Source organism: Staphylococcus piscifermentans (assembly GCF_900186985.1).
GTDB lineage: Bacteria > Bacillota > Bacilli > Staphylococcales > Staphylococcaceae > Staphylococcus > Staphylococcus piscifermentans.
The window spans coordinates 1,835,385-1,862,109 of sequence record NZ_LT906447.1 but is presented as its reverse complement, the minus strand read 5'-3'; the positions used below and the strand labels follow the sequence as shown (position 1 = coordinate 1,862,109).

Sequence of the window (26,725 nt, the reverse complement as noted above, 5' to 3'; positions counted from 1 at the left end):
GGGTGTGAAAATGCATGTCTGATAAAGTACGCAAAATTGATTCAGAATATCTGAAGGAAAAGCGTCGCAAACGTCGACAGAAACAACGACGAATTCAACTGGGTATATTCGGCGGTCTCATATTACTCATTGTTCTCATTGTACTGTACATGTTTACGCCGATCAGCCGAGTGGATCAAGTCTACATCAAAGGAAATCACCATGTGAGCCAAAGCGAAATAAAGAAAGCTTTAAATTTACAGAAGAAAACTAAAATCTATTCTTTTAATAAAGGTAAAGCCATTAATACCTTGAAAAAGAATCCCTATGTAAAAAATGTAGACATCACTAGAAAGTTTCCTAATGATATTGAAGTGAAGATCACCGAGTATGATTTGGTTGGCCTTATAGAAGAAAAGAATCATTATTATCCAGTGTTAGACAATGATCACATTTTAAAAGATGACAAACAGCAAGTACCTGAGGACGCGCCAGTCGTTTCAGGATTCACCAAGTCGAAACGTGCCCAAATTATTCAAGCACTTTCAGAAATGAAACCAGACATACGTAATTCTATTTCAGAAGTCACGTATGCAGATGATAAAGATAACCGCAATCAAATCAAGTTGTACATGAAAGATAATATTCAAGTGTTAGGAAACATTAATACGATTGCTGATAAATTGAAGTATTATCCAGAAATGTCTAAAGCTTTGGAAAGAGATGAAGATGGCAACCTGAAAAAATCAGGCTATATTGATTTATCAGTGGGTGCGTCATTTATTCCTTATAAAGATGGAGAAAAGACATCCTCAGACAGCAGTGAAAAACTTCAAGAAGGAACAGCTATGGAAGACAAAGCTAAAGACGAACTTCAGAACACCTTAAACAAGATTAATCAACAATCCAAAGATAGTTCTAAAGATAAATCGAAAGCTAATAGTACAAATAATTAAAAAAGTCTTGAATATCTTGTGTTTATAGTTCACAACGTAAGAAACGTATTGTAAACTAACTATAGTGTATTTTTTAAAGAAATTGTCAGGAGGTGCCTATCTATGGAGGAACATTACTATGTGAGTATAGATATTGGTTCATCTAGTGTTAAAACAATAGTAGGCGAAAAATTTCATAATGGAATTAATGTGATAGGTACAGGACAAACCTATACAAGCGGAATTAAGAATGGCTTAATTGATGACTTTGATTTAGCAAAACAAGCTGTTAAAGATACAATTAAGAAAGCTTCAATTGCTTCAGGCGTTGACATTAAAGAAGTATTTTTGAAATTGCCGATTGTTGCAACTGAGGTTTATGATGAAACCAACGAAATTGAATTTTATGAAGATACAGAATTAAGCGGCACACATATTGAAACCGTGCTGGAAGGCATCAGAGACAAAAACGACGTCGAAGAAACTGAAGTAGTGGATACTTTCCCTGTTCGTTTTGTAGTAGACGGCGAAAATGAAGTCTCTGATCCTAAAGAATTGATTGCAAGACACTCTTTAAGAGTAGAAGCGGGCGTTATTGCAATTCAAAAATCAATATTAGTTAACCTAATTAAATGCGTTGAATCATGCGGTGTAGATGTATTAGATGTTTATTCTGATGCATACAACTATGGTTCAGTTCTAACTCCTACAGAGAAAGAATTAGGTGCTTGTGTTATTGATATCGGTCAAGATCTTACTCAAATTGCCTTTTACGAACGCGGCGAACTTGTTGATGCCGATTCAATTGAAATGGCAGGTCGAGACATTACAGACGATATCGCACAAGGTTTGAATACGTCATTTGAAACGGCTGAAAAGGTAAAACATCAATATGGTCATGCCTTTTACAACTCAGCTTCAGATCAAGATGTGTTCACAGTTGAACAAATTGACAGCGACGAAGATGCTCAATTCACTCAGAAAGATTTAGCTGATATCATTGAAGCACGTGTGGAAGAAATCTTCTTCAATGTGTTTGATATCTTGCAAGAATTAGGTTTGACAAAAGTGAATGGCGGTTTCGTAGTGACAGGCGGTTCAGCAAATTTATTAGGTGTGAGAGAATTATTACAAGATATGGTGAATGAGAAGGTCAGAATACATACACCTTCACAAATGGGAATTAGAAAGCCGGAATTCTCTTCTGCGATTTCTACAATTTCCAGCAGTATTACTTTCGATGAATTGTTAGATTATGTTACAATTAGTAATCATGATAATGAAGAATTTGAAGAGGAAGTAATCGAATCTGAACCTAAAGAGCACACTGAAAAATCAGGCGGATTCGACTGGTTCAAGAAGAAACCGAACAAACAAGCTCCCGGAGAGCATGTTGAGGAAGAACCAAAAGCAGCGGATGATGATAATCGTGAAGAAGAAACACATCGTCCTAACCACGAAAATGATCAAAACTCAGACCAATCTCATGAGAAAGAAGAAAGTAAATTTAAAAAATTATTGAAATCTCTATTTGATTGATTGCCCATTAAAACTAGGAGGAAATTTAAATGTTAGAATTTGAACAAGGATTTAATCATTTAGCGACTTTAAAAGTCATCGGTGTCGGCGGCGGAGGTAATAACGCTGTCAACCGAATGATTGACCACGGAATGAACAATGTAGAATTTATTTCTATCAATACAGATGGTCAAGCATTGAACTTATCTAAAGCTGAGTCCAGAATCCAAATCGGTGAAAAATTAACACGCGGTTTAGGTGCTGGCGCGAACCCAGAAATCGGTAAGAAAGCTGCCGAAGAATCACGTGAACAAATTGAAGATGCCATCCAAGGCGCAGACATGGTATTCGTAACTGCAGGAATGGGCGGCGGTACTGGTACAGGTGCTGCACCAGTTGTTGCGAAAATCGCAAAAGAAATGGGTGCTTTAACAGTAGGTGTTGTTACACGTCCATTCAGTTTCGAAGGTCGTAAACGTCAAACACAAGCTGCTGCAGGTGTTGAATCAATGAAAGCAGCGGTTGATACATTAATCGTCATTCCAAATGACCGCTTATTAGATATCGTTGATAAATCTACGCCGATGATGGAAGCATTCAAAGAAGCAGATAACGTATTACGTCAAGGGGTACAAGGTATTTCTGATTTAATCGCTGTTTCAGGTGAAGTTAACCTTGACTTTGCAGACGTTAAAACAATTATGTCTAACCAAGGTTCAGCATTAATGGGTATCGGTGTTTCATCTGGTGAAAACCGCGCTGTTGAAGCAGCTAAAAAAGCAATTTCATCACCATTGCTTGAAACTTCAATTGTTGGGGCACAAGGTGTCTTGATGAACATTACAGGCGGAGAATCATTATCATTATTCGAAGCACAAGAAGCGGCTGACATTGTTCAAGACGCAGCTGATGAAGATGTGAATATGATCTTCGGTACTGTTATCAACCCTGAATTACAAGACGAAATCGTAGTAACAGTAATTGCTACAGGCTTTGAAGATAAACCAGCTACACATGCACGTAAACAATCTAATACTGGTTTCGGATCAAGTGCTTCTAATACTTCAAGCAGTGATGAAGGTATCGGACATGCACCAAGATCTCATAGTTCAGAATCATCTAGTGAATCAAGAGCACACACTACTAAAGAAGATGATATCCCAAGCTTTATCAGAAACAGAGAAGAAAGACGTTCAAGAAGAACTAGACGTTAATTTCTCTATTAGGTTTGCTTTGAGCAATCAATAATAAGTATCACGCAAGATTAGATGCAACAGGTCATCGAGTGGTCTAGTGAGAACAATAACAAAGGTGTCATCAGATCGTTTGGTCTGATGACATTTTTATATTCTAAGTTATTTGAAGAATTATATATTTCGTTTTAATATGAAAGTAAGCACGACTTAAAAAATTGGCAGCTACCAAATTACGGGAGAGATGAAATATGCCAGAAAAATTTATTAAGAAACCACACTACTTAGAACATACAGGTGCTTCAGAAGAAGGGATTATGCTCGGCTTTACTACACGAGAAGATGGAGAGAGCGATTATCCTGAACATGCTTTTAACATGGCTAGATACATTGATGATACAGACGAAAACGTCACAAAGCACCAAGAAATTTTAGCTGAATCCATCGGTTATCCTAGGAATAGATGGGTGTTTCCGATTCAAACACATGAAACGAATGTGGTAGAAATTACCGCAAAGGATGCCAATACAAATATTGATGCACTCACTGATGCACTGCATGGTGTGGACGGCATATATACCTATGAACCGGATTTATTGCTGACGATGTGTTACGCAGATTGTGTGCCAGTTTACTTTTACAGTAAGCAGCATCATTTTATTGCATTGGCACATGCAGGCTGGCGTGGGACTGTCGGCAGAATTGTAGAAGAAATCTTAGCTCATGTCGACTTTGATTTGAATGATTTAAACGTGGTCATCGGTCCAGCTACTTCCAACAGTTATGAAATTAACGATGATATTAAATCGAAATTTGAAAAGTTGCCTATAGACACGAACAAGTTTATTGAAACACGTGGTCAGGATACACATGGCATTGATTTGAAAGAAGCAAATAAACAATTATTACTGCAAGCAGGCGTGCCAGAAACGCAAATTGATGTTACTGATTACGCAACTTCGGAAAATTTAGACTTATTTTTCTCATATAGGGTAGAAAAAAGTAAGACTGGCCGTATGCTTGCATTTATCGGACAGCATAAGTAAGGGGTAATAAGCATGAATGTGAAACAAAATTTAGAAGAAATCAACCAGAACATCCATAAAAGTTTGGAAAGTGCCGAAAACGACACACAACCATGCGTGATTGCGGTTACGAAATATGTTACAATAGAGCGAGCTAAAGAAGCTTATGATGCAGGTATCAGAAATTTCGGAGAAAACCGTTTAGAAGGTTTCCAAGCTAAAAGAGCAGCCTTGCCGGAAGACGCAGTCATGCACTTTATCGGCACTTTACAATCTAGAAAGGTTAAAGAAGTCATTGATCAAATTGACTATTTGCATGCTCTAGATCGTAAAAGTTTAGCAAAAGAGATTAATAAACGTGCTTCACATGTGGTTAATTGCTTTGTGCAAGTCAATGTTTCTGGAGAAGCATCTAAACATGGCATTCCACTTAATGAAGTCAATGAATTTATCGACATGTTAAGTCAATATGAGAACATTCGTATTGTCGGATTAATGACGATGGCACCATTGACTGAAGACGAAGCGTTGATTAGAGACGTATTTAAACAATTAAGAGAAAAAAGAAATGAAATCCATAAATTGAATCTAGATTATGCGCCATGTACTGAGCTTTCAATGGGAATGAGCAATGATTATGAAATTGCGACAGAAGAGGGCGCAACTTACGTTCGAATCGGTACAAAATTAGTAGGAAAAGAGGAGTGAGCCACTTGGCCTTAAAAGACCTATTTAGCAACTTTTTTGTCATAGAAGAAGAGGAAGATGAAGTTGCTGATAATCAGCAGCAAACAAAGAAAAATAGAGCTCAAGCTGAACCAGAAACAGAGAGACCGACACAACAAAATGCTTATAATGAGTCAACACAACAACCTACGCAACAATCTAATCATCAATACAATGAAAGACAGCGTGCAATTAAAACAGTACCAAAGCGTCAAACACAATCAAATCGATTGCAGTCGTCTTCCAATGAAAGGAAATACCAACCTATGAATGAATCTACTGCAAGGAATGTGGTTAACATGAATGCTTCTAATTTACATGAAAGCTCAAAAATGTGTTTATTTGAACCACGCGTATTTTCAGATACTCAAGATATTGCAGATGAATTAAAAAATCGTCGTGCAGCTTTAGTCAACTTGCAAAGAATTGATAAAGTATCTGCAAAACGTATTATCGACTTTTTAAGCGGTACAGTATATGCTATCGGCGGCGATATCCAACGTGTAGGCAGTGATATATTCTTGTGTACACCAGACAATGTCGAAGTAGCAGGCAGTATCACTGAAGATATGGAAACTACAGAATATGATTATGAATAGAGGTCACAATCAATGGGTTTAGTTGATGGTTTAAGTATTGTCTTTAACTTCATAATGATTTTACTGCAAGTGTATTACTATGGAATGATTGTATACTTCTTTATGTCTTGGATTCCAAATGCGCAAAGCTCGAAATTCGGACGTTTTTTACAAAGTATATATGAACCATTCTTGGCACCATTCCGTAAGATTATACCGCCAATCGGTATGATTGATATCTCAAGCCTTGTAGCAATTTTCGTTCTGATCTTTTTCCAAAGAGGTCTCGGTGCGATATTCAATTTGATTTTACAACAATTACTTAAATAAACATTTAGAAGGTATGCCGCTTTTCAAGAGAAGATGCTGGCTTGCCTTTTTCTATTTTTAGAGAGGTGAATGAAGATAGATATTTACCAGCATTTCAGACAAGAAGAACAACCGGTGATTACGATGCTGCTGGATAAGGTCAATCAAGCAGAACGTAATTACGCGCCAGTGTTGACGCACTTTCTAGACCCTCGCGAACAATACATCTTGGAAGTTATTGTCGGAAGTTATCCGGAGCTCACTCTAACTTTCAATGGCGGCAGTCCGAGTAGTGAACGCAAACGTGCTATGATTGCGCCCGAGTATTTTTCTCCGCAAAAAGAAGACTTTGAATTGGTCTTGTTAGAAGTAGGTTATCCTGAAAAATTTGCGACGATTGATCATCGTAATGTCTTAGGAACCTTGATGTCCCTGAGTATTGAAAGAGACCAACTGGGGGATATTATTGTAGGCGATAAAATTCAGTTTATTTTGACAAAAAATATTCAATCGTATATAATGTTAGAATTAAAACGTATTAAAAATGTGCCGGTCAAACTGCATGAAGTTCCACTAGAAGATATGATACAATCAAAAGAGGATTGGACAACACATCAAGCAACGGTTAGCGCACTGCGTTTAGACGTTGTGTTGAAGGAAATGATTCGTAAATCACGTTCAATTGCGAAACAGTATATTGAAAAGAAACGTATCAAAGTAAATCATACCATTATTGAACGTCCAGATTTCCAACTTGAACCTGGAGATTTGCTGTCGATACAAGGACATGGCCGTGCGAGAATGACTGAAATCGGTCATAAAACAAAGAAAGACAAACTGCGCATAGTATATGAAACTTTATTCAAATAGTGTATGATTAAGGAGGACAATCAAATGTCTTTTACACCGAGTGAAATTAAGAACAAAGAATTTTCCCGTACTAAAAATGGTCTTGAACCAAGTGAAGTTGCTGATTATTTAAGCCAGCTCAGTCAAGAAATTGAACACTTGAAAGATCAGAACAAACAATTAGAGACGGTAGTTCAAGAAAAAGAAAATAACTTAAAATCTTACAAAGAAGTTCAACAATCAGTAAGCGATGCTTTAGTACAAGCACAAGCTGCCAGTCAAGAAACAAAGGCTGCAGCTACTAAAGAAGCGGAAGCCATTATCAACAAAGCGCAAGCTGATGCCGACCGCATTGTAAATGATGGAGTAGAGAAAGCAAGACGCCTTTCTTTCCAAACTGAAGACATGAAACGTCAATCTAAAATCTTCAGATCTCGTTTCCGTATGCTAGTTGAAGCACAATTGGATTTATTAAAAAATGACGATTGGGATTACTTGTTAAATTACGATTTAGATGCTCAACAAGTGACTGAAGAAAATGTTCAGCACTTGCATCAGAATGATTTGACAGAAGCTGAAAAACAACAAGCTCAACAAGCCGAACAAGCTAAAGCGCAACAAACAGCTGCTGAGAATGAAGAAGCAAACAAACCCAATAAATAGATATTGAAATGCAGTATGCACAAGCTTATACGAATATAGAGACAGACGCGTAAGAATTAGCTGGACATATCAAACACACAGCGAGTTAGGGATGGTGGAAGCCTAATATATGTTTAATTCTTATATCACTGTCTTTTTAACAATTACAGAACATGGAATGAAGAGAACTCTAAGTTGAGTTAATCAGGGTGGTACCGCGGTTGTTCGCCCCTGTTAATTGAACTTAGAGTTCTTTTTTATATTTTTAAGGAGTGAAACAAATGAACTACAAAGACACGTTACTTATGCCAAAAACAGATTTCCCAATGCGAGGCGGATTACCAAAAAAAGAACCTGAAATCCAAAAACAATGGGACGAACAAGATTTATATCACAAAATTTTAGAAAAAAATAAAGGTCATGAATCATATATTTTACATGACGGTCCTCCTTATGCGAATGGTAATTTACACATGGGGCATGCACTCAATAAAATCTTAAAAGACTTTATCGTGCGTTATAAATCTATGCAAGGTTACTATTCTCCATATGTACCAGGTTGGGATACACATGGTTTGCCTATCGAGCAAGCATTGACTAAAAAAGGGGTTAAACGTAAAGAAATGCCGATTTCTGAATTCCGTAAACTCTGCGAAGAATTCGCGTTAGAACAAATCGACATTCAAAAGAAAGACTTTAAACGTTTAGGTGTAAATGGAGATTTCAATGATCCATATATCACTTTGAAACCTGAATACGAAGCAGCACAAATCCGTTTGTTCGGTGAAATGGCGGATCGCGGCTTGATTTATAAAGGTAAGAAACCAGTTTATTGGTCTCCATCAAGTGAATCTTCATTGGCTGAAGCGGAAATCGAATATCATGACAAACGCTCACCATCTATCTATGTAGCATTTGATGTTAAAGACGGTAAAGGTGTCGTTGATGAAGATGCGAAATTCATCATCTGGACTACTACACCTTGGACATTACCTTCAAACGTAGCCATCACAGTTCACCCAGACTTGAAATATGGCCAATATAATGTCAATGGTGAAAAATATGTAGTAGGCCAAGACTTAGTGGAAGAAGTAGCTGAAGAATTAGGTTGGAACAAAGAAGATATCCAACTTGAAAAAGAATTCACTGGTAAAGAATTAGAATATGTTGAAACACAACATCCATTCATCGACCGTGTATCTTTAGTTATCAACGGCTTACACGTTACAACTGATGCTGGTACTGGTGCCGTGCATACAGCTCCTGGACACGGGGAAGATGACTATATTGTCGGCCAAAAATACGGCTTGCCAGTTATCAGCCCGTTAAATGATAAAGGGGTCTTCACTGAAGAAGGCGGTCAATTTGAAGGTATGTTCTATGACAAAGCCAATAAAGCTGTGACAGACTTGCTTAAAGAAAATGGCAGTCTCTTAAAATTAAAATTTATCACACATAGTTACCCACATGACTGGCGTACGAAAAAACCAGTTATCTTCCGTGCAACACCACAATGGTTTGCTTCAATCAGCAAAGTTCGCCAAGATATCTTAGATGCGATTGAAGATACACACTTCAAAGTCGATTGGGGTAAAACACGTATCTACAACATGATTCGTGACCGTGGTGAATGGGTAATTTCACGTCAACGTGTATGGGGCGTGCCTCTTCCAGTATTCTATGCTGAAAATGGCGACATCATCATGGACAAAGAAGTTATCTATCACGTGGCAAACTTATTTGAAAAATATGGTTCAAATGTATGGTTCGATCGTGAAGCGAAAGACTTATTGCCAGAAGGATTTACACATCCAGGCAGCCCTAACGGCGAATTTACTAAAGAAGAAGATATCATGGACGTTTGGTTCGACTCAGGTTCATCACATCGTGGTGTATTAGAAACTCGTCCAGAATTATCATTCCCAGCTGACTTGTACTTAGAAGGCAGTGACCAATATCGTGGTTGGTTCAACTCATCTATTACAACTGCAGTAGCAACTCGCGGCCAATCTCCATATAGAATGTTATTATCACATGGTTTCGTAATGGATGGCGAAGGTAAGAAAATGAGTAAATCATTAGGTAACGTTATCGTCCCTGACCAAATTGTGAAACAAAAAGGTGCAGATATCGCACGTTTATGGGTAAGTAGTGTAGACTACTTAGCAGACGTTCGTATCTCTGACGAAATCTTGAAACAAACTGCAGACGTCTATCGTAAAATCCGTAATACTTTACGTTTCATGTTAGGTAACGTTAATGATTTCAATCCTGAAACAGATGCAGTACCTGAAGCGGAATTATTAGAAGTAGACCGTTATTTATTGAACCGTTTGCGTGAATTCACAGAAAGTATCATCAATCACTATGATAATTTCGACTACTTGAACATTTATCAAGAAGTTCAAAACTTCATCAACGTGGAATTAAGTAACTTCTACTTAGATTATGGTAAAGATATCTTGTACATTGAAAAACAAGATTCTCATAAACGTCGCAGTATGCAAACTGTGCTTTACCAAATCTTAGTCGATATGACTAAATTATTAGCACCAATCCTTGCACATACTGCTGAAGAAGTTTGGTCATACATTCCTCACGTTAAAGAAGAAAGTGTGCACTTAGCTAATATGCCGGAAGTAGTTAAACCTGATGAAGAACTACTTGAAAAATGGAATACCTTCATGAAATTACGTGACGATGTGAACCGTGCATTAGAAGAAGCACGTAATAACAAAGTAATCGGTAAATCGTTAGAAGCGAAAGTAATTATCGGCAGCAACGAAAGCTTCGATGCGGCTGACTTCTTAAAAGACTTCGAGAATTTACATCAACTCTTTATCGTGTCACAAGTTGAAGTGGAAGATAAAGTAGAAGATGGTACTGAATATTATCACGGCGACATTAAAGTCGTACACGCTGATGGCGAAAAATGTGAAAGATGCTGGAACTATAGCACTGAACTTGGCTCAGTTAATGGTTTAGACCATTTATGCCCACGTTGCCAAGGCGTTGTAGCTGACCTATAATCTAAATGAAATTTTAAAATGAAAGCAGGAACTGGGAGATAATTTCATCTCAGTTTCTGCTTTTTTGTTTTTGACACATTTAAGTAAATAATTAGAGAACATATGAGCGCCTTAGAAGTAATTAAAAGCAAAAATAGTTATAATTAAAATTACTTGTGCACAGAAAAACGAAAAATTATAAATAGAACTGAACGAAAGGAGATTAACCTTGACGGAGTATAAAAGAGACCATTATCCAAACGGTGTAACCTTAAATGTCAGAGATAAAGAAGCATTGAAACCGTTCTATGAAGATATGTTAGGCTTCACAGTAATGAACGAAACATATACTTCGATTCAATACGAAGTAGGCGATTCAGGACACCGAATTACATTAAGACAATTAGATCATGGTAGGGAGCCCTTAGTTTCTGAAGCGGGACTATTTCACATTGGAATTAAATTACCGACACATGCAGATTTGGCAGATTTAATGGCACATTTAACAGAACAAGATATTGTGATTAACGGCGCTGAACATGATGTCAGTACTTCTATATATTTGAGTGATCCAGAAGGTAACGGCTTTGAATTTTATGCAGATTTGCCAGAAGAAACTTGGAATTATGATAAAGAAGACCGCGTCATTATGGATACGAGACCATTATATGCTTCCAAATTGATGAATTTAAGAACGCATAAAGATTGGGAAACCTTACCGCCTGATACGAAAATAGGAAATGTACATCTAAAAACGATTCGATTGAAAGAAGTAAAAGATTTCTATTTGAAGTATTTTGGTTTAGCAGAATCTTCTTATGTAAACTCTTCATCACTTTTCATGGCTTCAGGTGGTTACCATCATCATTTAGCTGTAAATCATTGGATGTCGAGCATGAAACGTATGGAAAGCTCAGAAACTTATGGCTTAGCTTATGTAGATTACCACTACCCAGAAACTGCACATAAATGGATTAAAGGTCCGGATGGTATTGAGTTTAGATTTAATTATTTAGGAGCATAAAGAGATAAATTAATGAAAAAACTATTAAAAATAGCTGTGTTGCTCGTGATTTTCGGAGGCGCTGCATTCTTTTTCTATGAAAATAAAAATGAAGTAGCGAAATGGATTGAGCAATTGAAGCCCGATCCTATGCGCAACAATACGTATGAAAAAGGACAGTGCACTTACTATGTATTTGATAAAGTGAAAAAAGATGGCAACTTAATCAGCAACCGTTGGGGTGACGCAGAAAATTGGGCTAAAGATGCTAAAAAAGACGGATATGTGGTCAATCATAAACCCGCCGTGCATGCCTTAATGCAGACAACAAAAGGTAAATTAGGACATGTAGCCTATATAGAACATGTAAATAAAGATGGCTCCTTTGATGTATCAGAAATGAATTACATCAAACCCTATAAAGTATCCTCACGTCCTATTACTGCAGAAGAAGCCAAGACTTATGAGTATATTCATCCTAAAAAGAATCCCAAAGCAAAGGATGAAAAGGGTAAAACTGAATAACTAGTTTATAAATTTTTAGAGATTCATATAAATGTCTGTGGATAAATCTAGTTATCCACAGATTTGCCCTAATATATTTACAAATCTAAGATTCCTTTCATAATTAAACATGAAGAAAGCTTTTTTGTTCTGTCCTTTCTTCTAATTAGACGTCTAAAAATTGTATACAATTGGAGTGTGATTGTATAGCCTTGACAGTGGACTTATAACTTGTCGTTGGTCCTGGTAGTAGACACCATTACTACCCACACACTCAATACATAATTTCCCTGTTGCTTAAAAGTGGCAGGGAAATTTTATAATTTTGAAGGCAAAAATGAATAAAAATAATATTTACAAAATTGAATATAATGATATTATTGATTTTCGTCTTCTTTTGAATGATTATATTAATTGTTTTACCAGAAAGAAATGTTTTTTGCATATTTCTGATAAATCTATAAAAGTGGCAGAAATAAGATTTAGTAAAGACCATTTACCTCATATTCTAGGATTGCATAAAGTGATAAACGAGAGTGCTAATGTTTTTTTAACTAAAATATTGCAAGGAAAATTGACGCATTCTTCTATTAAAAAGCATCATAATTATCAAAATATTAAAGATTGGTTGTATAGCTACAACTTTTTACATAGATGTTTCATTGAAAAAATTTGGCATGGTGTATAATTTTGAAATCACGTCATAATAATTCGTTAAACTTAGATATGGTATTCATAGATCATTTTAATAGAAAAGTAGTTGTTTTCGGGTTGAGAAAAATTAAAGATTTCTATATTCCAACCACTATGTACATAATGAAAAACAATAATGATCAATATAATCTGAAACCTCGTTGTAAAATAACAGGCATGGAGTGGGTTGACTATTAATAGTTTCTGAATACAAAATAGTGCTTTCTTTATTAGTTTGAAAATATACATTCAATCAAGGTATAATATAACATGTTGTAAAGAACATACGGAGAATCGTTGAATCAGATAAATTGTATTTCTCCGGGGAGGAACAAATGAAAAAACCATATTTTGTTAGTATCACATTGTTTATCACCATTGCTATTTTAGTTTTAGATCAAGTGACTAAAGCAGTTATTGCAAAGTCGATGGCAGTTGGTGATTCTTATACAGTGATACCTAAATTTTTGTATATTACTTCACATCGTAATAATGGGGCAGCCTGGGGAATTTTAAGCGGAAGAATGAGCTTCTTCTTTATTGTAACCGTTGTTGTCTTAGGATTATTAGTCTTCTTCTATATCAAAGAAGCGAAAGGCAATTTCTTAATGCAAGTAGCCATTAGTCTATTATTTGCAGGCGCGTTAGGTAACTTTATTGATCGTATGTTACATGGTGAAGTGGTTGACTTTATTGATACTAAAATTTTCAGTTATGATTTTCCAATCTTTAACGTTGCAGACTCGAGTTTAACGATCGGTGTGATTCTGGTATTAATTGCCTTATTATTTGACTCCCGCAAATCGAAAGTTCAGTAAAGGAGTATTTACATGACAGAATTTAACTATGAAATTACAGAAGCTGAGCAAGCTGGTCAGCGTATAGATAAGCTGTTGCCAGAATTTAATTCGGATTGGTCTCGAAGTCAAATTCAAGATTGGATCAAAGAAGATTTGGTAACAGTGAATGGTAAGAAAGTGAAAGCAAATCACAAAGTGAAATTGAATGATAAGATTGAAGTAACTGAGAAAGAGACAGTTGAAGCGGACATCAAACCTGAAAACTTAAATCTAGATATCTACTATGAAGATGCAGATGTGGCTATTGTGTATAAACCTAAAGGCATGGTAGTGCATCCATCACCTGGCCATTATACTGGTACATTAGTTAATGGACTCATGTATCAAATTAAAGATTTATCAGGCATCAACGGTGAAATTCGTCCGGGCATCGTCCATCGTATCGATAAAGATACTTCCGGTCTTTTAATGGTCGCGAAAAATGATATTGCACATCGTAATTTAGTGGAACAATTGATGGCTAAAACAGTGACTCGAAAATACACTGCTTTAGTTCACGGTAATATTCCGCATGATTACGGTACAATTGATGCGCCAATCGGACGAGATAAAAAAGACCGCCAATCAATGGCAGTTGTTGATGATGGTAAAGATGCAGTGACACACTTCAATGTCTTAGAGCATTTCAAAGACTATACCTTAGTAGAATGTGAACTAGAAACAGGACGTACGCACCAAATTCGTGTGCATATGAAATATATTGGTCATCCATTAGTTGGAGACCCAAAATACGGTCCGAAGAAAACAATGGATATCGGCGGGCAAGCCTTACATGCAGGCGTAATTGGTTTCGAACATCCTGTTACAGGTGAATATATTGAACGCAAAGCAGACTTGCCAGATGACTTCAAACAAGTATTAGAAGATATAAGATTGAGAGAAGCGTAAAAATAATCCCTTGAATTCAGTTAGAGAATACTGAAATCAAGGGATTTTTGCATAAAAAAAGTCTTACTGACACAGTAAGACGTTAGCATTTAAGCTACATTTTCGCTTTAAGCTTGTTTTAACTTATTTATGATCTTTTAGAATGAAGTAAACTTCTTTTACATCTTAACATAACACTTTCTAAAATGAAAGAATTTTGAGATAATTAGATAAAATAATACGACATCAGGTGATGACATGAAGAAAACAAACCCTTATATTCTCAGTTTAGATATTGGAACAGCAAGTATTGGTTATGCTTGCATGGACTTAGATTTTAATATTTTGAAATATCATGATAAAGATGCGATAGGTGTTCTTACATTTGAAGGTGCGGATACTGCGGCAGAAAGACGTGGATTTAGAACAAGCAGAAGACGAAAAAATAGAAGAATCAAACGATTAGGTTTACTGCAGGAAGTGTTGGCGCCCTTAGTAAAGAACCCAAACTTTTATCAATTGTTAAACTTACATAAATGGAAAAATTCTAACGAAGATTTTAAACACCGTAGTTTATCTGAAGTATTAAAAAATTTAGGGAAGAACCCCAAAACATATCCCACTATTTATCATTTACAACAAGAAATTCAAAATCATCCAGAAAAGAAATTCGAACCCGAATTAATTTTCTTATCGCTTTATCATTTGGTTAAATATCGAGGACATTTTTTATTCAATAACTTAAGTTTTGATAAAGGAAAAACTGTAGATAATGAAGCACAGCTATCAGAGTTATTAATACAATATCAAAGCATTAATCCATATGAAGATACTATTTCAAATAAAGATATTAAAGTGATTATTGATACTTTGAATGATGATTATTTAACAAGAAATGACAAATTTAAAGACTTAAAGAAGAAAGTGTCTAAATCTCATGCTGAGTTATTTAAAATGTTAGCCGGTCTTAAATTTAAACAAAGTAATCTATTTGAAAACATGGAAAATGCGGAAGATATAAAAGAAACGACAACAGGTAGTGATTCAATTTCGTTATCTGAAGATTATTATGAAAATTTATCAGAATTTTTAACAGATGAACAATTAAATTTTATCGAGTCAGCTAATACTTTTTTTATGGGGATTATGTTAGATAGGATTTTAAAAGGGGCATCCAGTATATCTGCAGCTAAAGTGAGAGATTATGATAATTTTAAAAATCAGTTAAAGTTAATCAAAGATATCGTTTACCAAAATAAATACGATAAATATCATGAATTTTTCGTAACAAGCAAAGAGAACATGAATGCATATAAGAAAAATCCTGATGCGAAAAATTTTGGAAAGCTTTCTAAGTTTGATCAATATTTAATTCATCCTAAAGATCAATATTCCAAATTAATGAAAGATTTAAAAGAAATTGTACCTAAAGCGTATACTGAAGTTTTAAATTTAATAGAAGAACAAAAATTCTTAGTGTTGCAAAATACAATTGATAATGCGAGTATACCGTATCAAAATAATGTGTTTGAAGCGGTAAATATACTTAGAAATCAACAAAAATATTATCCAGAAATTACTGAAGAGATGATTGATAAAGTCATTAATTTAATTACATTTAGAATTCCATATTATGTAGGTCCGATCACTAACAAAAATGGACAATCTGATTTTGCATGGATGGTACGAAAATCAGATGGACAAACTTTACCTTGGAGCTTTGATAAAGTTATTGATAAATCTAAAAGTGCTGAAAAATTCATTAGACGTATGACGAGTAAATGTACTTATTTATTAGAAGAAGATGTATTACCTAAAAATAGTCTATTATATCAAGAGATGGAAGTTTTAAATGAACTTAATAACGTTCAACTTCGAGGCGAAAATGAACCAAAAAATCGAATTCATAGACTCGAACCTAAAGTAAAACAATTTATCTATCATAAGCTGTTTCAAAAGAAAAAGAATGTAACGCACAAAGACATAATTGAATTACTTCAAAACTCTGAATACGGAAGTATGATAAACAAACTAAGTGGCCAAAAAGTTAAAGTGTTTGGTACCCAAAATGAATCTAAATTTGCGACTAAACTTTCTACGTACAATGATATGAAATCTATCTTTGGTTCTGTTGAAAGTAGAAGAGACATGATTGAGCAATTAGTTTTATGGATTACTATTTTTGAAGACAAAGCAATATTGAAAGAGAAAATTCAAGAGAAGTATCCTAATATTACAGAAAACCAGCTTAGCCAAATCATCAAATTGAATTACTCTGGCTGGGGGCGTCTCAGTGAAAAGCTGTTAACTGAAGAAGTGAATAATCGCTCTGTAATTGATTTAATGTATAATACAGAAAATAACTTTATGGAAATTATCACAGATAAAACTTTAGGATTTGTTGAATTTATCAAAAATAGCAATAAAGTCAAAAACGCCAAAATTTCTTATAAAGATGTTGCTGAGTTGAGAACTTCACCAGCGCTTAAAAAAGGTATTTGGAATGCGATAAAAATGGTGAGAGAAATTAGCGGAATATTCGGTGTGCCTGAGAAAATCATTATTGAGTTTGCGACAGAAGATCAAGTGAAGGGTAAACGCCAAAAATCACGTAGTGAACTGTGGGATGATTTAGTTAAAAAGCATAACTTGAAACGAAATAAAGAATTCAAAGACTTATTTGAAGAGCTTAAAGTATATCCTGAGTTTGATTTTTCAAATCCAAAATTATGGTTATATATTCATCAGAATGGTAAGTGCATGTATTCAAAGCAACCTATTGATTTAGGAAAGCTGATTTCTGATAAAAATGATAGTCTGTATGAAATTGATCATATTCTACCGAGAACCTTTGTAAAAGATGATAGTATCAATAATAAAGTGCTTGTTATAAAAAGCACTAACCAGAAAAAGTCAGGCGATAAAATGCCTTTAGAAATCTTTGATAATCATACACTCGTCCCATTTTGGAAACTATTGCATGAAAATGATTTGATTAGCAGCAGCAAGCTTTCTAAACTGATGAAAAAAGAGTTTAATGATTTAGATAAAGAAGGATTTATTCAAAGACAGCTTGTTGAGACAAGACAAATCATTTCACATGTTAGCGACTTCTTGACAGAAGAATATCCATCAACAACAGTAGTGCCTATGAAGGCAAATGTGGTTTCTGAACTTCGACGAAAATTTGATATTCCTAAAATTCGTCAACTTAATGATTGGCATCATGCAGTTGATGCATATTTAAATGGTTTCGTTTATCAAGCTGCACGTGTCTTATATCCTAAAGTGAATTTATTTGAATTCAACTTTAAGTGGGAAAAGGTACGAGAAAAATGGAAACAATTAGGCGAGTTTACTGAGAATAATAAACAACGTGAATTCTTCTTATTCAAGCGTATGGAAAAATATGTCAATGAATATGGAGAAAGGATGATTTCGAAATTAATTTTTGATTTAGATAATTTTAAATTCAATTATTCCAGAAAAGTGGAAAGTACAGAAAGTGCGTTCTACAAACAAAGTGCTTTTTCTCCTAAAAATACGGTCGCACTGTATGAGTCGGATAAAAGTAATACAGCTGTATATAAAGAAATGAAAAATAAACGCGGTATTGTAGTGAGTTATGCTTATTTAAAAAAAGATAAAGAAATCATAGATTATGGTGTTTTTAATGAAACAGTATTTGATTATGTCAATAATCTCGATAAAGATATGAATGCTCGTGCATTGAAAATTGTTCAAAAGACATTTCCAAAATTAGACATTAAAAAAGCACAGTATCTATTTAGTCTGAATAAAGGCGATGCAATCTTTGTAAATAGCCATCCATTCTTATTTGTTTCAGCGAAAGAGCGAATTAATGCTAAGCAATTAGAGTTTGATATTCATATGCAGCGAAAGTTAAAACAAGCACTCAATCCATATAATAAAATGACTGAATTAGAAAAAACCGAGGTATATGATCAATTTGCAGAAAAAGTAGTTATGGAATTTGAAAATAGCTTTGGTATAAAGTCTAGAAATGAAAAAGTTGAGTTAATAAGAAATCAATTTAATGAATCTGATAAATCTAATGAAGCGTTAATCCAATGTATTTTGGAAGTGTTAAAAATGACTAAAGTCTCAGCTGAGAGATCGGCTAAATTGAAAATAAGATGGAACGGACAATCCCCTAATACATTTATAGATATTAAAAATAATACTGAAATACAATACAAATCTATTACAGGATTAAAAACTATCAAGCCTAAATCAATTTTCAAACTTGCGGAGTCTAAAAATGAGCTTTAGGACTGTCATTATCACTAAAGAATCTAAGTTATCACTGAGAATGAACCATTTAATCGTAAAAGCTGATGAATTATATAAGATTCCACTTCAAGAAATTTTATGTTTAGTGATTGAAAATCCAAGCATTTCAATCACTGGACATTTATTAAATGCATTAGCGGATAATAAAATTATTACGTTATTATGCGATAAAAAGCACTTACCTTCATCATTTGTAATACCAATATATGGACACCACAAGCAATCAAGGCATATTACCAAACAGATGAACTGGAAAAAAGAATACAAAGAACTACTTTGGCAGAAAATCATTAAAAATAAAATTGCTAAACAAAAGCAAGTGATTCAATATTTTTATAGAAATATAAATGTTTCATTCTTTGATAAATACATTCGCGAAACTCAATTAAATGATTGTACGAATCGAGAGGGATTAGCCGCAAAGTCTTATTTTAATATTATTTTAGATTCGGGTGTATCCAGAAACTCAGATGAATTTGTGAATGCGGGACTAGATTACGGCTATCAAGTTTTATTAGCCGTATTTGTACGTACTATTGTAAGTAAAGGTTATTTAAGCGAAATAGGAATAAACCATAAAAATGAATTTAATCCTTTTAACTTAGCATGTGATTTCATGGAAGTATTTAGACCATTGATAGATTTCCTGGTACTGCAAAACGTATATAATCATTTTGAGAAAGAGGAAAAGCGAGCGATTTTAAACATATTTAACGAAAAAATTAAGATAAATAAAAAGAATTATTTTTTAGTCAATGCAATTGAAATATACTTGGATGGAATTTTTAAATTCTTGGAAAGTGGAGAAGCCAACTATATTAAAATGCCTGTTTTCAACTTTTGATAATAAGCATTTGAAAGGAGTATTATGAGATTCTTGAGACTTTTTATTATGTTTGATTTACCCGTTGAGACTTCGAGAGAACGACGCGATTATAGAAAGTTTGTGAAATTTCTATTGAATGAAGGATATGTCAGAAGTCAGTATTCTATTTATTGTAAGCTAATTTTGAATAGAGGAACATTAAATCATCAGTTAAGTAAACTAAAACAAAATCTACCGAGTAATGGCATAGTACAAACATTGATAGTCACTGAGAAACAATTTTCTGATATGACTTATCTTGTTGGCGAACCTTCAACTAAATATGATGTAAATACAACAGAAAGAATGCTTGAATTATGAAGGTAGTAGGAGCATTTAATCATCCAGTTGAAATAGCAAAGCAACAATTAAATGTAATTTCATTTCAAGAATCTAGAAAAATAAATACTTTGATTGAGGGACTTATAAAATATAGTTGCTCGAAAGCTAAGCATTACGACGAGAAAGTTAGACTTGTAACAGACGATTATCAAACAATATTACCAAATAGAATAAATCTAATTGTTGTTCCTTGCGGTGATATGAATCTCTTTGATAGCAAGATCTTTAAAGCAGCATTATATCATCGTTTTGAACAACAAATTTTCAGCGATGAAATGACAAATTTATTATATAATGAGGTAGAGTTGACAATAGAAAAATTTCTAAACTCATTAGAAATTAAGAATGAAAGTTATCAAGTTGACTTTCAAACTCCTAATATTGTTTTGAAAAAATTTCTTGGCATGTTCAAACCAGATTTTCATAATGATTTAGAAAACTTAGATACAATAGAACAACGTAAATTATTTATAGATACATTAGCGTCGACAGAGAAAGAAAATGTATTAGTTTTAATTTTTCCAGAGACAAAATTGGGATTGTTAGATATGAAGTTGTTTAAAAACTATATTAAAAAATTAAATATGTATACTATCATTGTTACGAGTCATCCATATTTTATCATTGAAGCAGATATATTAGCCCTTGTTAAAACAAATGGAGAAGCGGTAGATATTGAGCAAATAAAAGACGAATTAGTATTGTTTAAATCAGAAGAAGCTATAAAAGATATTAGTAAGACTAGTAAAATGATAGCTTACCATGAGTTTTGTCAACATCCGTATTTGGATGATGAGTTGTTTATTCAATTTACGAACAAATATTAATCTGCGATCATTATAAAGGTCACTAAAACCTTGATTTTTCGTTGTTTGAGGTTTTAGAATTATGATTTTTTAGAATGAAGTGGAACAACCACAATTTCTAAAATATATACACCTTTGTTTTAGAATTATGATTTTTTAGAATGAAGTGGAACCAAGGATTAGAGGGTGCTTTTAAATCACTGTTTTAGAATTATGATTTTTTAGAATGAAGTGGAACTCCGCCAATGCCTTTACTGATACCGCCAAGTTTTAGAATTATGATTTTTTAGAATGAAGTGGAACGTTGAAAATATTTTCGACCATGTGAGAATGTTTTAGAATTATGATTTTTTAGAATGAAGTGGAACCGGGCTTTGTGAACTACGGAACGCGCTATAGTTTTAGAATTATGATTTTTTAGAATGAAGTGGAACGGTCAACGTGTTAATGTGGACGGAAGGCTTGTTTTAGAATTATGATTTTTTAGAATGAAGTGGAACAGTGCCTGAATCTGATAAACGAAAAGCAATGTTTTAGAATTATGATTTTTTAGAATGAAGTGGAACTGCGCATAAAGGCGAAAAAGCAAAATAAGTGTTTTAGAATTATGATTTTTTAGAATGAAGTGGAACTAATCATTTAACTCGTGCTGCGGAAGCATGGTTTTAGAATTATGATTTTTTAGAATGAAGTGGAACCGTGTTAGTAATTTCGGGTGCGATTGGCGAGTTTTAGAATTATGATTTTTTAGAATGAAGCGGAACTTTAATTTCATTTAGAATCCCGTACTATGGTTTTAGAATTATGATCTTTTAGAATGAAGTAGAAGTTAGCGATACGCGGTATTGATAATGATTTGTTTTAGAATTATGTTCTTTTAGAATGAAGTAGAACCTTTTTCGTTGCATTCAATTTGCGCGGTCGTTTTAGAATTATGATCTTTTAGAATGAAGTAGAACAGAATGTTAAGAATCTAACAAGGAAACGTGTTTTAGAATTATAATCTTTAGAATTTAAAATTTAATATGAGTTTCTATTGCATTTTGGAAACTTTCAACTTACAAGATCCTCATATATCCTTTAAAAATGGATGAAGAGCTTGTTTTTATTTAATTTCAGTTATAACAATACATAATTTTATTATGTAAACCACACCAACCAACAACCCTTCCTCCCCAAATTTCTCTTTGACTTTTCTTCAATCTATGGTAAACTTATTACAGTTTAATAAAGAAATCGTAAGTCTTTAATTGAGAGTACCGAGATGCTCCGAAGACAGGAAGTTTCAACAAGTGTAGTTAGAATAACTGTATCTACGCCTTTAACTAGACTTGAGTCATTATACCTAAGCAGACGTGTAATCGTAGTAGGTAGAATGGATTCTGACAGGAATCGGATTCCCGTGTCTCTCAATGAGAAGACACGGGATTTTTTTATAGAAAGGTGAGGGCGAGAATGTCAGAACGTATTGTGTTAGATGAAGCAGCAATGAAACGTACGTTAACGCGTATGGCACATGAAATCCTAGAATACAATCGAGGGACGAAAGACCTTGTATTACTTGGTGTGAAGACACGCGGTGAATTTCTAGCGAAGAGTATTCAAAGCAAGATTCAACAAATTGAAGATACAACTGTTCCGACAGGCACCATTGATATTACACAATTCAGAGATGATTTAGAATTACCTACGCCAAAGATTTCAGAGAAGTCATTTGTGATAGATGTTGATATCACAGATAAAGTAGTCATCATCATCGACGACGTGCTTTATACTGGACGAACAGTCAGAGCTTCACTTGATGCGATACTCTTGCATTCACGTCCTCAGAAAATCGGATTAGCTGCTTTGGTAGACCGCGGTCATCGCGAACTTCCAATTAGAGCTGATTTCGTTGGGAAGAATATCCCAACTGCACGCGATGAAGCTGTTTCTGTATACGTTAAAGAAACAGACGGCCGCAACGCAGTCATAATTGAATAGCCGTACCCTTTTAAATCAGTACGAGAGACTGACAAAGGGTTTGATAAGAAAGCATTGAAAGAAACTTGCATGACACGAGAGGTCAGCAGGTTTCGGGTCAACGAGCATCGTCTATATGCTTGAAAACTTAAGTTCAATGCACACACTTTCTTATCTCTCCCCTTAAGTCTCTTTGCCAGCTGATTGCTGTAAAGAGATTTTTTTCATGAAAGGAAGAAAAAGAGAATGGAAAATGAACAAATGTTTGAACGTACTGTGAAACCAGTACTCGATGTGAATGAGAAACCGAAGCCGTCGCAATGGGCGTTCTTGAGCTTACAACATCTCTTCGCAATGTTTGGTGCCACAGTATTAGTACCATTCCTGACAGGATTGCCGATTTCAGCAGCGCTTCTTGCATCAGGTGTCGGAACATTATTGTACATTTTAATTACCAAAGCGATGATTCCAGCGTATCTCGGATCTAGCTTTGCCTTTATTACACCGATTATTACAGGACTAAGCACACACAGCTTAGGAGATATGCTTGTCGCACTCTTCATGAGTGGTGTCATGTACGTCATTATCGGAATTCTGATTAAGTTAAGCGGCATCGGATGGTTGATGCACTTACTGCCACCTGTAGTAGTCGGACCGGTTATCATGGTTATCGGTTTAAGCTTAGCACCGACAGCAGCCAACATGGCTATGTTTGAAAATAGCGCCGACATGAAAGGTTACAATGTCACATACTTGATTGTTGCGATGATTACTTTAGTTACAACATTAGTTGTACAAGGTTACATGAAAGGTTTCTTCTCACTGATTCCAGTATTAATCGGAATCATAGTCGGATATATCGCAGCGACAATCTTAGGTATTGTAGATTTCAAACCCGTCATGAAAGCCTCATGGTTAGATTGGCCGCACATTTACTTGCCGTTCAAAGACTATACACCAAGTTTTCACATGGGGTTGATACTGTTGATGCTCCCAATCGTATTTGTCACAGTCAGTGAACATATTGGACATCAAATGGTTATCAACAAAATCGTAGGACGTAACTTCTTTGAAAAACCAGGCTTGCATCGTTCAATCATCGGCGATGGTGTTTCAACAATGTTTGCGAGCTTGATCGGTGGACCGCCAAGTACAACATACGGTGAGAATATCGGCGTGCTGGCGATCACAAAGATTTACAGTATCTATGTAATCGGTGGAGCTGCAGTGATTGCAATCATCTTAGCCTTTGTCGGTAAGTTCACAGCATTGATTTCATCTATCCCAACTCCAGTAATGGGCGGGGTATCCATTCTCTTATTCGGTATTATCGCTTCAAGCGGCTTAAGAATGCTGGTTGAAAGCAAGGTAGATTTTTCGGAAAACCGTAACTTAGTAATTACCTCAGTCATCCTAGTCGTAGGAATCGGTAACTTAATGTTCGATATCCACGGCGTGAAAGTAGAAGGAATGGCATTAGCAGCATTGTCAGGCATTGTTTTGAACTTAATTTTACCTAAAGCTAAAGCGTAAAAATTTAAAAATAAAAATTATACAAATCTTAGGGGGATTTAACAATGAAACAATTAGTATCAATGGAAGACTTAACAAATGAAGAAATTTACTCACTTATCGAAACTGCAATCGAATATAAAAAAGGTAACAAACCTAATAAATTTACAGACAAATATGTTGCAAACTTGTTCTTTGAAAACTCAACACGTACAAAATGCAGCTTTGAAATGGCTGAACGTCAATTAGGTTTACAAGAAATTCCATTTGAAACTAGTACATCATCTGTTAAAAAAGGTGAATCATTATACGATACATGCAAAACTTTAGAAAGTATCGGTGTAGACGCATTAGTTATCCGTCATCCGCAAAATGACTACTACAAAGAATTAGACGGCTTAAACATTCCAGTTATCAACGGTGGAGACGGAAGCGGTCAACATCCGACACAAAGTTTACTAGATATTATGACTATCTATGAAGAATACGGAAACTTCGACGGCTTAAACGTATTGATTTGCGGAGATATTAAAAATTCACGCGTAGCACGCAGTAACTACCAAGCACTTACAGCATTAGGTGCAAATGTTAAATTCGCAGCACCTGATGAATGGGTAGATGAAACACTTGACGCACCATATGTGAAAATTGATGATGTTATCGAAGAAACTGACATAGTAATGTTATTACGTGTGCAACACGAAAGACATGACGGTGAATTGAGCTTCGATCCACATGAATATCATGAAAAATATGGCTTAACATTAGAAAGATATAACCAGTTAAAACCTGAAGCAATTGTAATGCACCCAGCACCTGTAAATCGCGGTGTTGAAATCGACTCTGACTTAGTAGAAGCACCAAAAGCACGTATTTTCAAACAAATGAAAAACGGTATGTTCTTACGTATGTCAGTCATCACACACATCTTGAATGAAAAAAAGGAAGGGGTTATCTTTGATGTTGCTAATTAAGAATGCCAAAGTATTAAATAACAATGGTGAGTTAACAGAAGCATCTATCCTAGTTGAAAACGATAAAGTAAAAGAAATTGCACCTGAAATTGCGGTCGGTAACGAAGTTGAAGTTATCGACGCAAAAGGTCGCTTTGCTGCACCAGGCCTTGTGGACGTACACGTTCACTTAAGAGAACCAGGCGGTGAGCATAAAGAAACAATTGAAACTGGTACGAAAGCGGCAGCACGCGGCGGATTTACAACAGTTTGCCCAATGCCGAATACACGCCCAGTACCAGATACTGTTGAACACTTAGAACAATTGAACAAATTAATTGCTGACAATGCGAGTGTACGCGTACTTCCTTACGCTTCTATCACAGTGAGACAAGCAGGCAGCGAGTTAGTAGATTTCAAAGGTTTAGCAGATCACGGTGCATTTGCTTTTACAGATGATGGTGTAGGGGTACAAACAGCAGGTACCATGTATGAAGCAATGCAACAAGCAGCTAAAGTCAACAAAGCAGTTGTCGCACACTGTGAAGATAACAGCTTAATTTACGGCGGTGCAATGCACGAAGGTAAACGCAGCGAAGAATTAGGTATTCCAGGTATTCCAAATATCTGTGAAGCTGTACAAATCGCACGTGACGTATTATTAGCAGAAGCTGCAGATTGTCATTACCATGTCTGCCACGTTTCTACAAAAGAAAGCGTTCGTGCTATCCGTGATGCGAAACGCGCAGGAATTCGTGTCACTGCAGAAGTGACACCGCACCATTTATTAATGACAGAAGACGATATCCCTGGCGATAACGCTATGTTTAAAATGAATCCTCCATTGAGAAGCAAAGAAGATAGAGAAGCCTTGATTGAAGGTTTATTAGACGGCACAATCGATTGTATCGCAACAGACCATGCACCACATGCAGCAGATGAAAAAGACCAACCAATGGTTAAAGCACCATTCGGTATTGTCGGCAGTGAAACAGCATTCCCATTATTATACACACACTTCGTGAAAAATGGAGATTGGTCTTTACAACAATTAGTAGATTATTTAACAATCAAACCGTCAAAAATCTTTGACTTGCCATATGGCACATTAGAAGAAGGTAAAACAGCAGATCTTACTTTAATCGATTTAGAAGAAGAACGCGAAATCAAAGCAGAAGATTTCCAATCAAAATCAAGCAACACACCATTTATCGGTTATAAAGTATACGGTAATCCAGTATTGACTATGGTAGCTGGAGAAGTGGCATTCAAGGAGGATTAA

At 35.1% G+C, this 26,725-nt stretch carries 23 protein-coding genes and 1 CRISPR repeat array; all 23 genes read left to right on the top strand.

Translation table 11 applies throughout. From position 1 onward, the window contains the following. Positions 1–14 precede the first annotated feature (14 nt). Positions 15–935 (top strand): cell division protein FtsQ/DivIB, encoded by a 921-nt coding sequence (locus tag CKV71_RS08615; protein WP_095105853.1) that lies wholly within the window; start codon positions 15–17, stop codon positions 933–935. A 102-nt stretch (positions 936–1,037) separates the two neighbouring features. Further along, complete coding sequence (ftsA, locus tag CKV71_RS08610) at positions 1,038–2,453, top strand: cell division protein FtsA (RefSeq protein WP_095105850.1); 1,416 nt, start codon at positions 1,038–1,040, stop codon at positions 2,451–2,453. Positions 2,454–2,482: 29 nt separating this feature from the next. After that, complete coding sequence (ftsZ, locus tag CKV71_RS08605) at positions 2,483–3,646, top strand: cell division protein FtsZ (RefSeq protein WP_095105848.1); 1,164 nt, start codon at positions 2,483–2,485, stop codon at positions 3,644–3,646. A gap of 230 nt (positions 3,647–3,876) precedes the next feature. Continuing rightward, positions 3,877–4,671: a peptidoglycan editing factor PgeF gene (pgeF, locus tag CKV71_RS08600; protein ID WP_095105845.1), complete on the top strand. Its 795-nt coding sequence runs from the start codon at positions 3,877–3,879 to the stop codon at positions 4,669–4,671. A 12-nt stretch (positions 4,672–4,683) separates the two neighbouring features. Next, positions 4,684–5,358 (top strand): YggS family pyridoxal phosphate-dependent enzyme, encoded by a 675-nt coding sequence (locus CKV71_RS08595; RefSeq protein WP_095105843.1) that lies wholly within the window; start codon positions 4,684–4,686, stop codon positions 5,356–5,358. A 5-nt stretch (positions 5,359–5,363) separates the two neighbouring features. Then, a complete protein-coding gene (locus CKV71_RS08590; protein ID WP_095105842.1) occupies positions 5,364–5,975 on the top strand; it encodes a cell division protein SepF in 612 nt (203 codons plus the stop codon). A 12-nt stretch (positions 5,976–5,987) separates the two neighbouring features. Beyond that, positions 5,988–6,284, top strand: a complete 297-nt coding sequence (locus CKV71_RS08585; RefSeq protein WP_095105841.1) for a YggT family protein — start codon at positions 5,988–5,990, stop codon at positions 6,282–6,284. Positions 6,285–6,353: 69 nt separating this feature from the next. After that, complete coding sequence (locus CKV71_RS08580) at positions 6,354–7,133, top strand: YlmH family RNA-binding protein (RefSeq protein WP_143565859.1); 780 nt, start codon at positions 6,354–6,356, stop codon at positions 7,131–7,133. A gap of 24 nt (positions 7,134–7,157) precedes the next feature. After that, entirely contained in the window at positions 7,158–7,775 is a 618-nt protein-coding gene (locus tag CKV71_RS08575; protein ID WP_095105840.1) for a DivIVA domain-containing protein, read from the top strand. Between the two features lie 260 nt (positions 7,776–8,035). After that, entirely contained in the window at positions 8,036–10,783 is a 2,748-nt protein-coding gene (gene ileS / locus CKV71_RS08570; protein ID WP_095105838.1) for an isoleucine--tRNA ligase, read from the top strand. Positions 10,784–10,991: 208 nt separating this feature from the next. Then, positions 10,992–11,786, top strand: a complete 795-nt coding sequence (locus tag CKV71_RS08565) for a VOC family protein (protein WP_095105836.1) — start codon at positions 10,992–10,994, stop codon at positions 11,784–11,786. Between the two features lie 12 nt (positions 11,787–11,798). Next, a complete protein-coding gene (locus CKV71_RS08560) occupies positions 11,799–12,290 on the top strand; it encodes a CHAP domain-containing protein (protein ID WP_095105834.1) in 492 nt (163 codons plus the stop codon). Positions 12,291–12,606: 316 nt separating this feature from the next. Further along, positions 12,607–12,957 carry a PBECR4 domain-containing protein gene (locus CKV71_RS08555; RefSeq protein WP_095105832.1) on the top strand — a complete coding sequence of 117 codons (351 nt, stop codon included), beginning with the start codon at positions 12,607–12,609 and terminating at the stop codon, positions 12,955–12,957. Between the two features lie 340 nt (positions 12,958–13,297). Then, the gene (lspA, locus tag CKV71_RS08545; protein ID WP_095105828.1) at positions 13,298–13,780 is read left to right on the top strand and encodes a signal peptidase II; all 483 of its coding nucleotides are present in this window, start codon (positions 13,298–13,300) and stop codon (positions 13,778–13,780) included. Positions 13,781–13,792: 12 nt separating this feature from the next. Next, on the top strand, positions 13,793–14,710 hold the full coding sequence (locus tag CKV71_RS08540) for an RluA family pseudouridine synthase (RefSeq protein ID WP_095105826.1): 918 nt from the start codon (positions 13,793–13,795) through the stop codon (positions 14,708–14,710). A 237-nt stretch (positions 14,711–14,947) separates the two neighbouring features. Then, positions 14,948–18,982: a type II CRISPR RNA-guided endonuclease Cas9 gene (cas9, locus tag CKV71_RS08535; RefSeq protein WP_095105824.1), complete on the top strand. Its 4,035-nt coding sequence runs from the start codon at positions 14,948–14,950 to the stop codon at positions 18,980–18,982. Continuing rightward, entirely contained in the window at positions 18,972–19,847 is an 876-nt protein-coding gene (cas1, locus tag CKV71_RS08530) for a type II CRISPR-associated endonuclease Cas1 (RefSeq protein ID WP_095105822.1), read from the top strand. The genes cas9 and cas1 overlap by 11 nt, the downstream gene beginning before the upstream one ends. A 24-nt stretch (positions 19,848–19,871) precedes the next feature. After that, positions 19,872–20,189: a CRISPR-associated endonuclease Cas2 gene (cas2, locus tag CKV71_RS08525; protein ID WP_095105819.1), complete on the top strand. Its 318-nt coding sequence runs from the start codon at positions 19,872–19,874 to the stop codon at positions 20,187–20,189. Next, complete coding sequence (locus CKV71_RS08520) at positions 20,186–21,037, top strand: hypothetical protein (protein ID WP_095105816.1); 852 nt, start codon at positions 20,186–20,188, stop codon at positions 21,035–21,037. Before cas2 ends, CKV71_RS08520 begins: the two co-directional genes overlap by 4 nt. Before the next feature lie 50 nt (positions 21,038–21,087). Next, positions 21,088–21,975: a CRISPR direct-repeat array (repeat unit 36 nt; unit sequence GTTTTAGAATTATGATTTTTTAGAATGAAGTGGAAC). Positions 21,976–22,471: 496 nt separating this feature from the next. Next, positions 22,472–22,999, top strand: coding sequence for a bifunctional pyr operon transcriptional regulator/uracil phosphoribosyltransferase PyrR (pyrR, locus tag CKV71_RS08515; protein WP_095105813.1), 528 nt, complete (start codon positions 22,472–22,474; stop codon positions 22,997–22,999). Positions 23,000–23,224: 225 nt separating this feature from the next. Continuing rightward, a complete protein-coding gene (locus CKV71_RS08510) occupies positions 23,225–24,511 on the top strand; it encodes a uracil-xanthine permease family protein (protein WP_095105811.1) in 1,287 nt (428 codons plus the stop codon). Positions 24,512–24,555: 44 nt separating this feature from the next. Next, the gene (locus tag CKV71_RS08505; protein WP_095105808.1) at positions 24,556–25,464 is read left to right on the top strand and encodes an aspartate carbamoyltransferase catalytic subunit; all 909 of its coding nucleotides are present in this window, start codon (positions 24,556–24,558) and stop codon (positions 25,462–25,464) included. Beyond that, a complete protein-coding gene (locus CKV71_RS08500; protein WP_095105802.1) occupies positions 25,451–26,725 on the top strand; it encodes a dihydroorotase in 1,275 nt (424 codons plus the stop codon). Before CKV71_RS08505 ends, CKV71_RS08500 begins: the two co-directional genes overlap by 14 nt.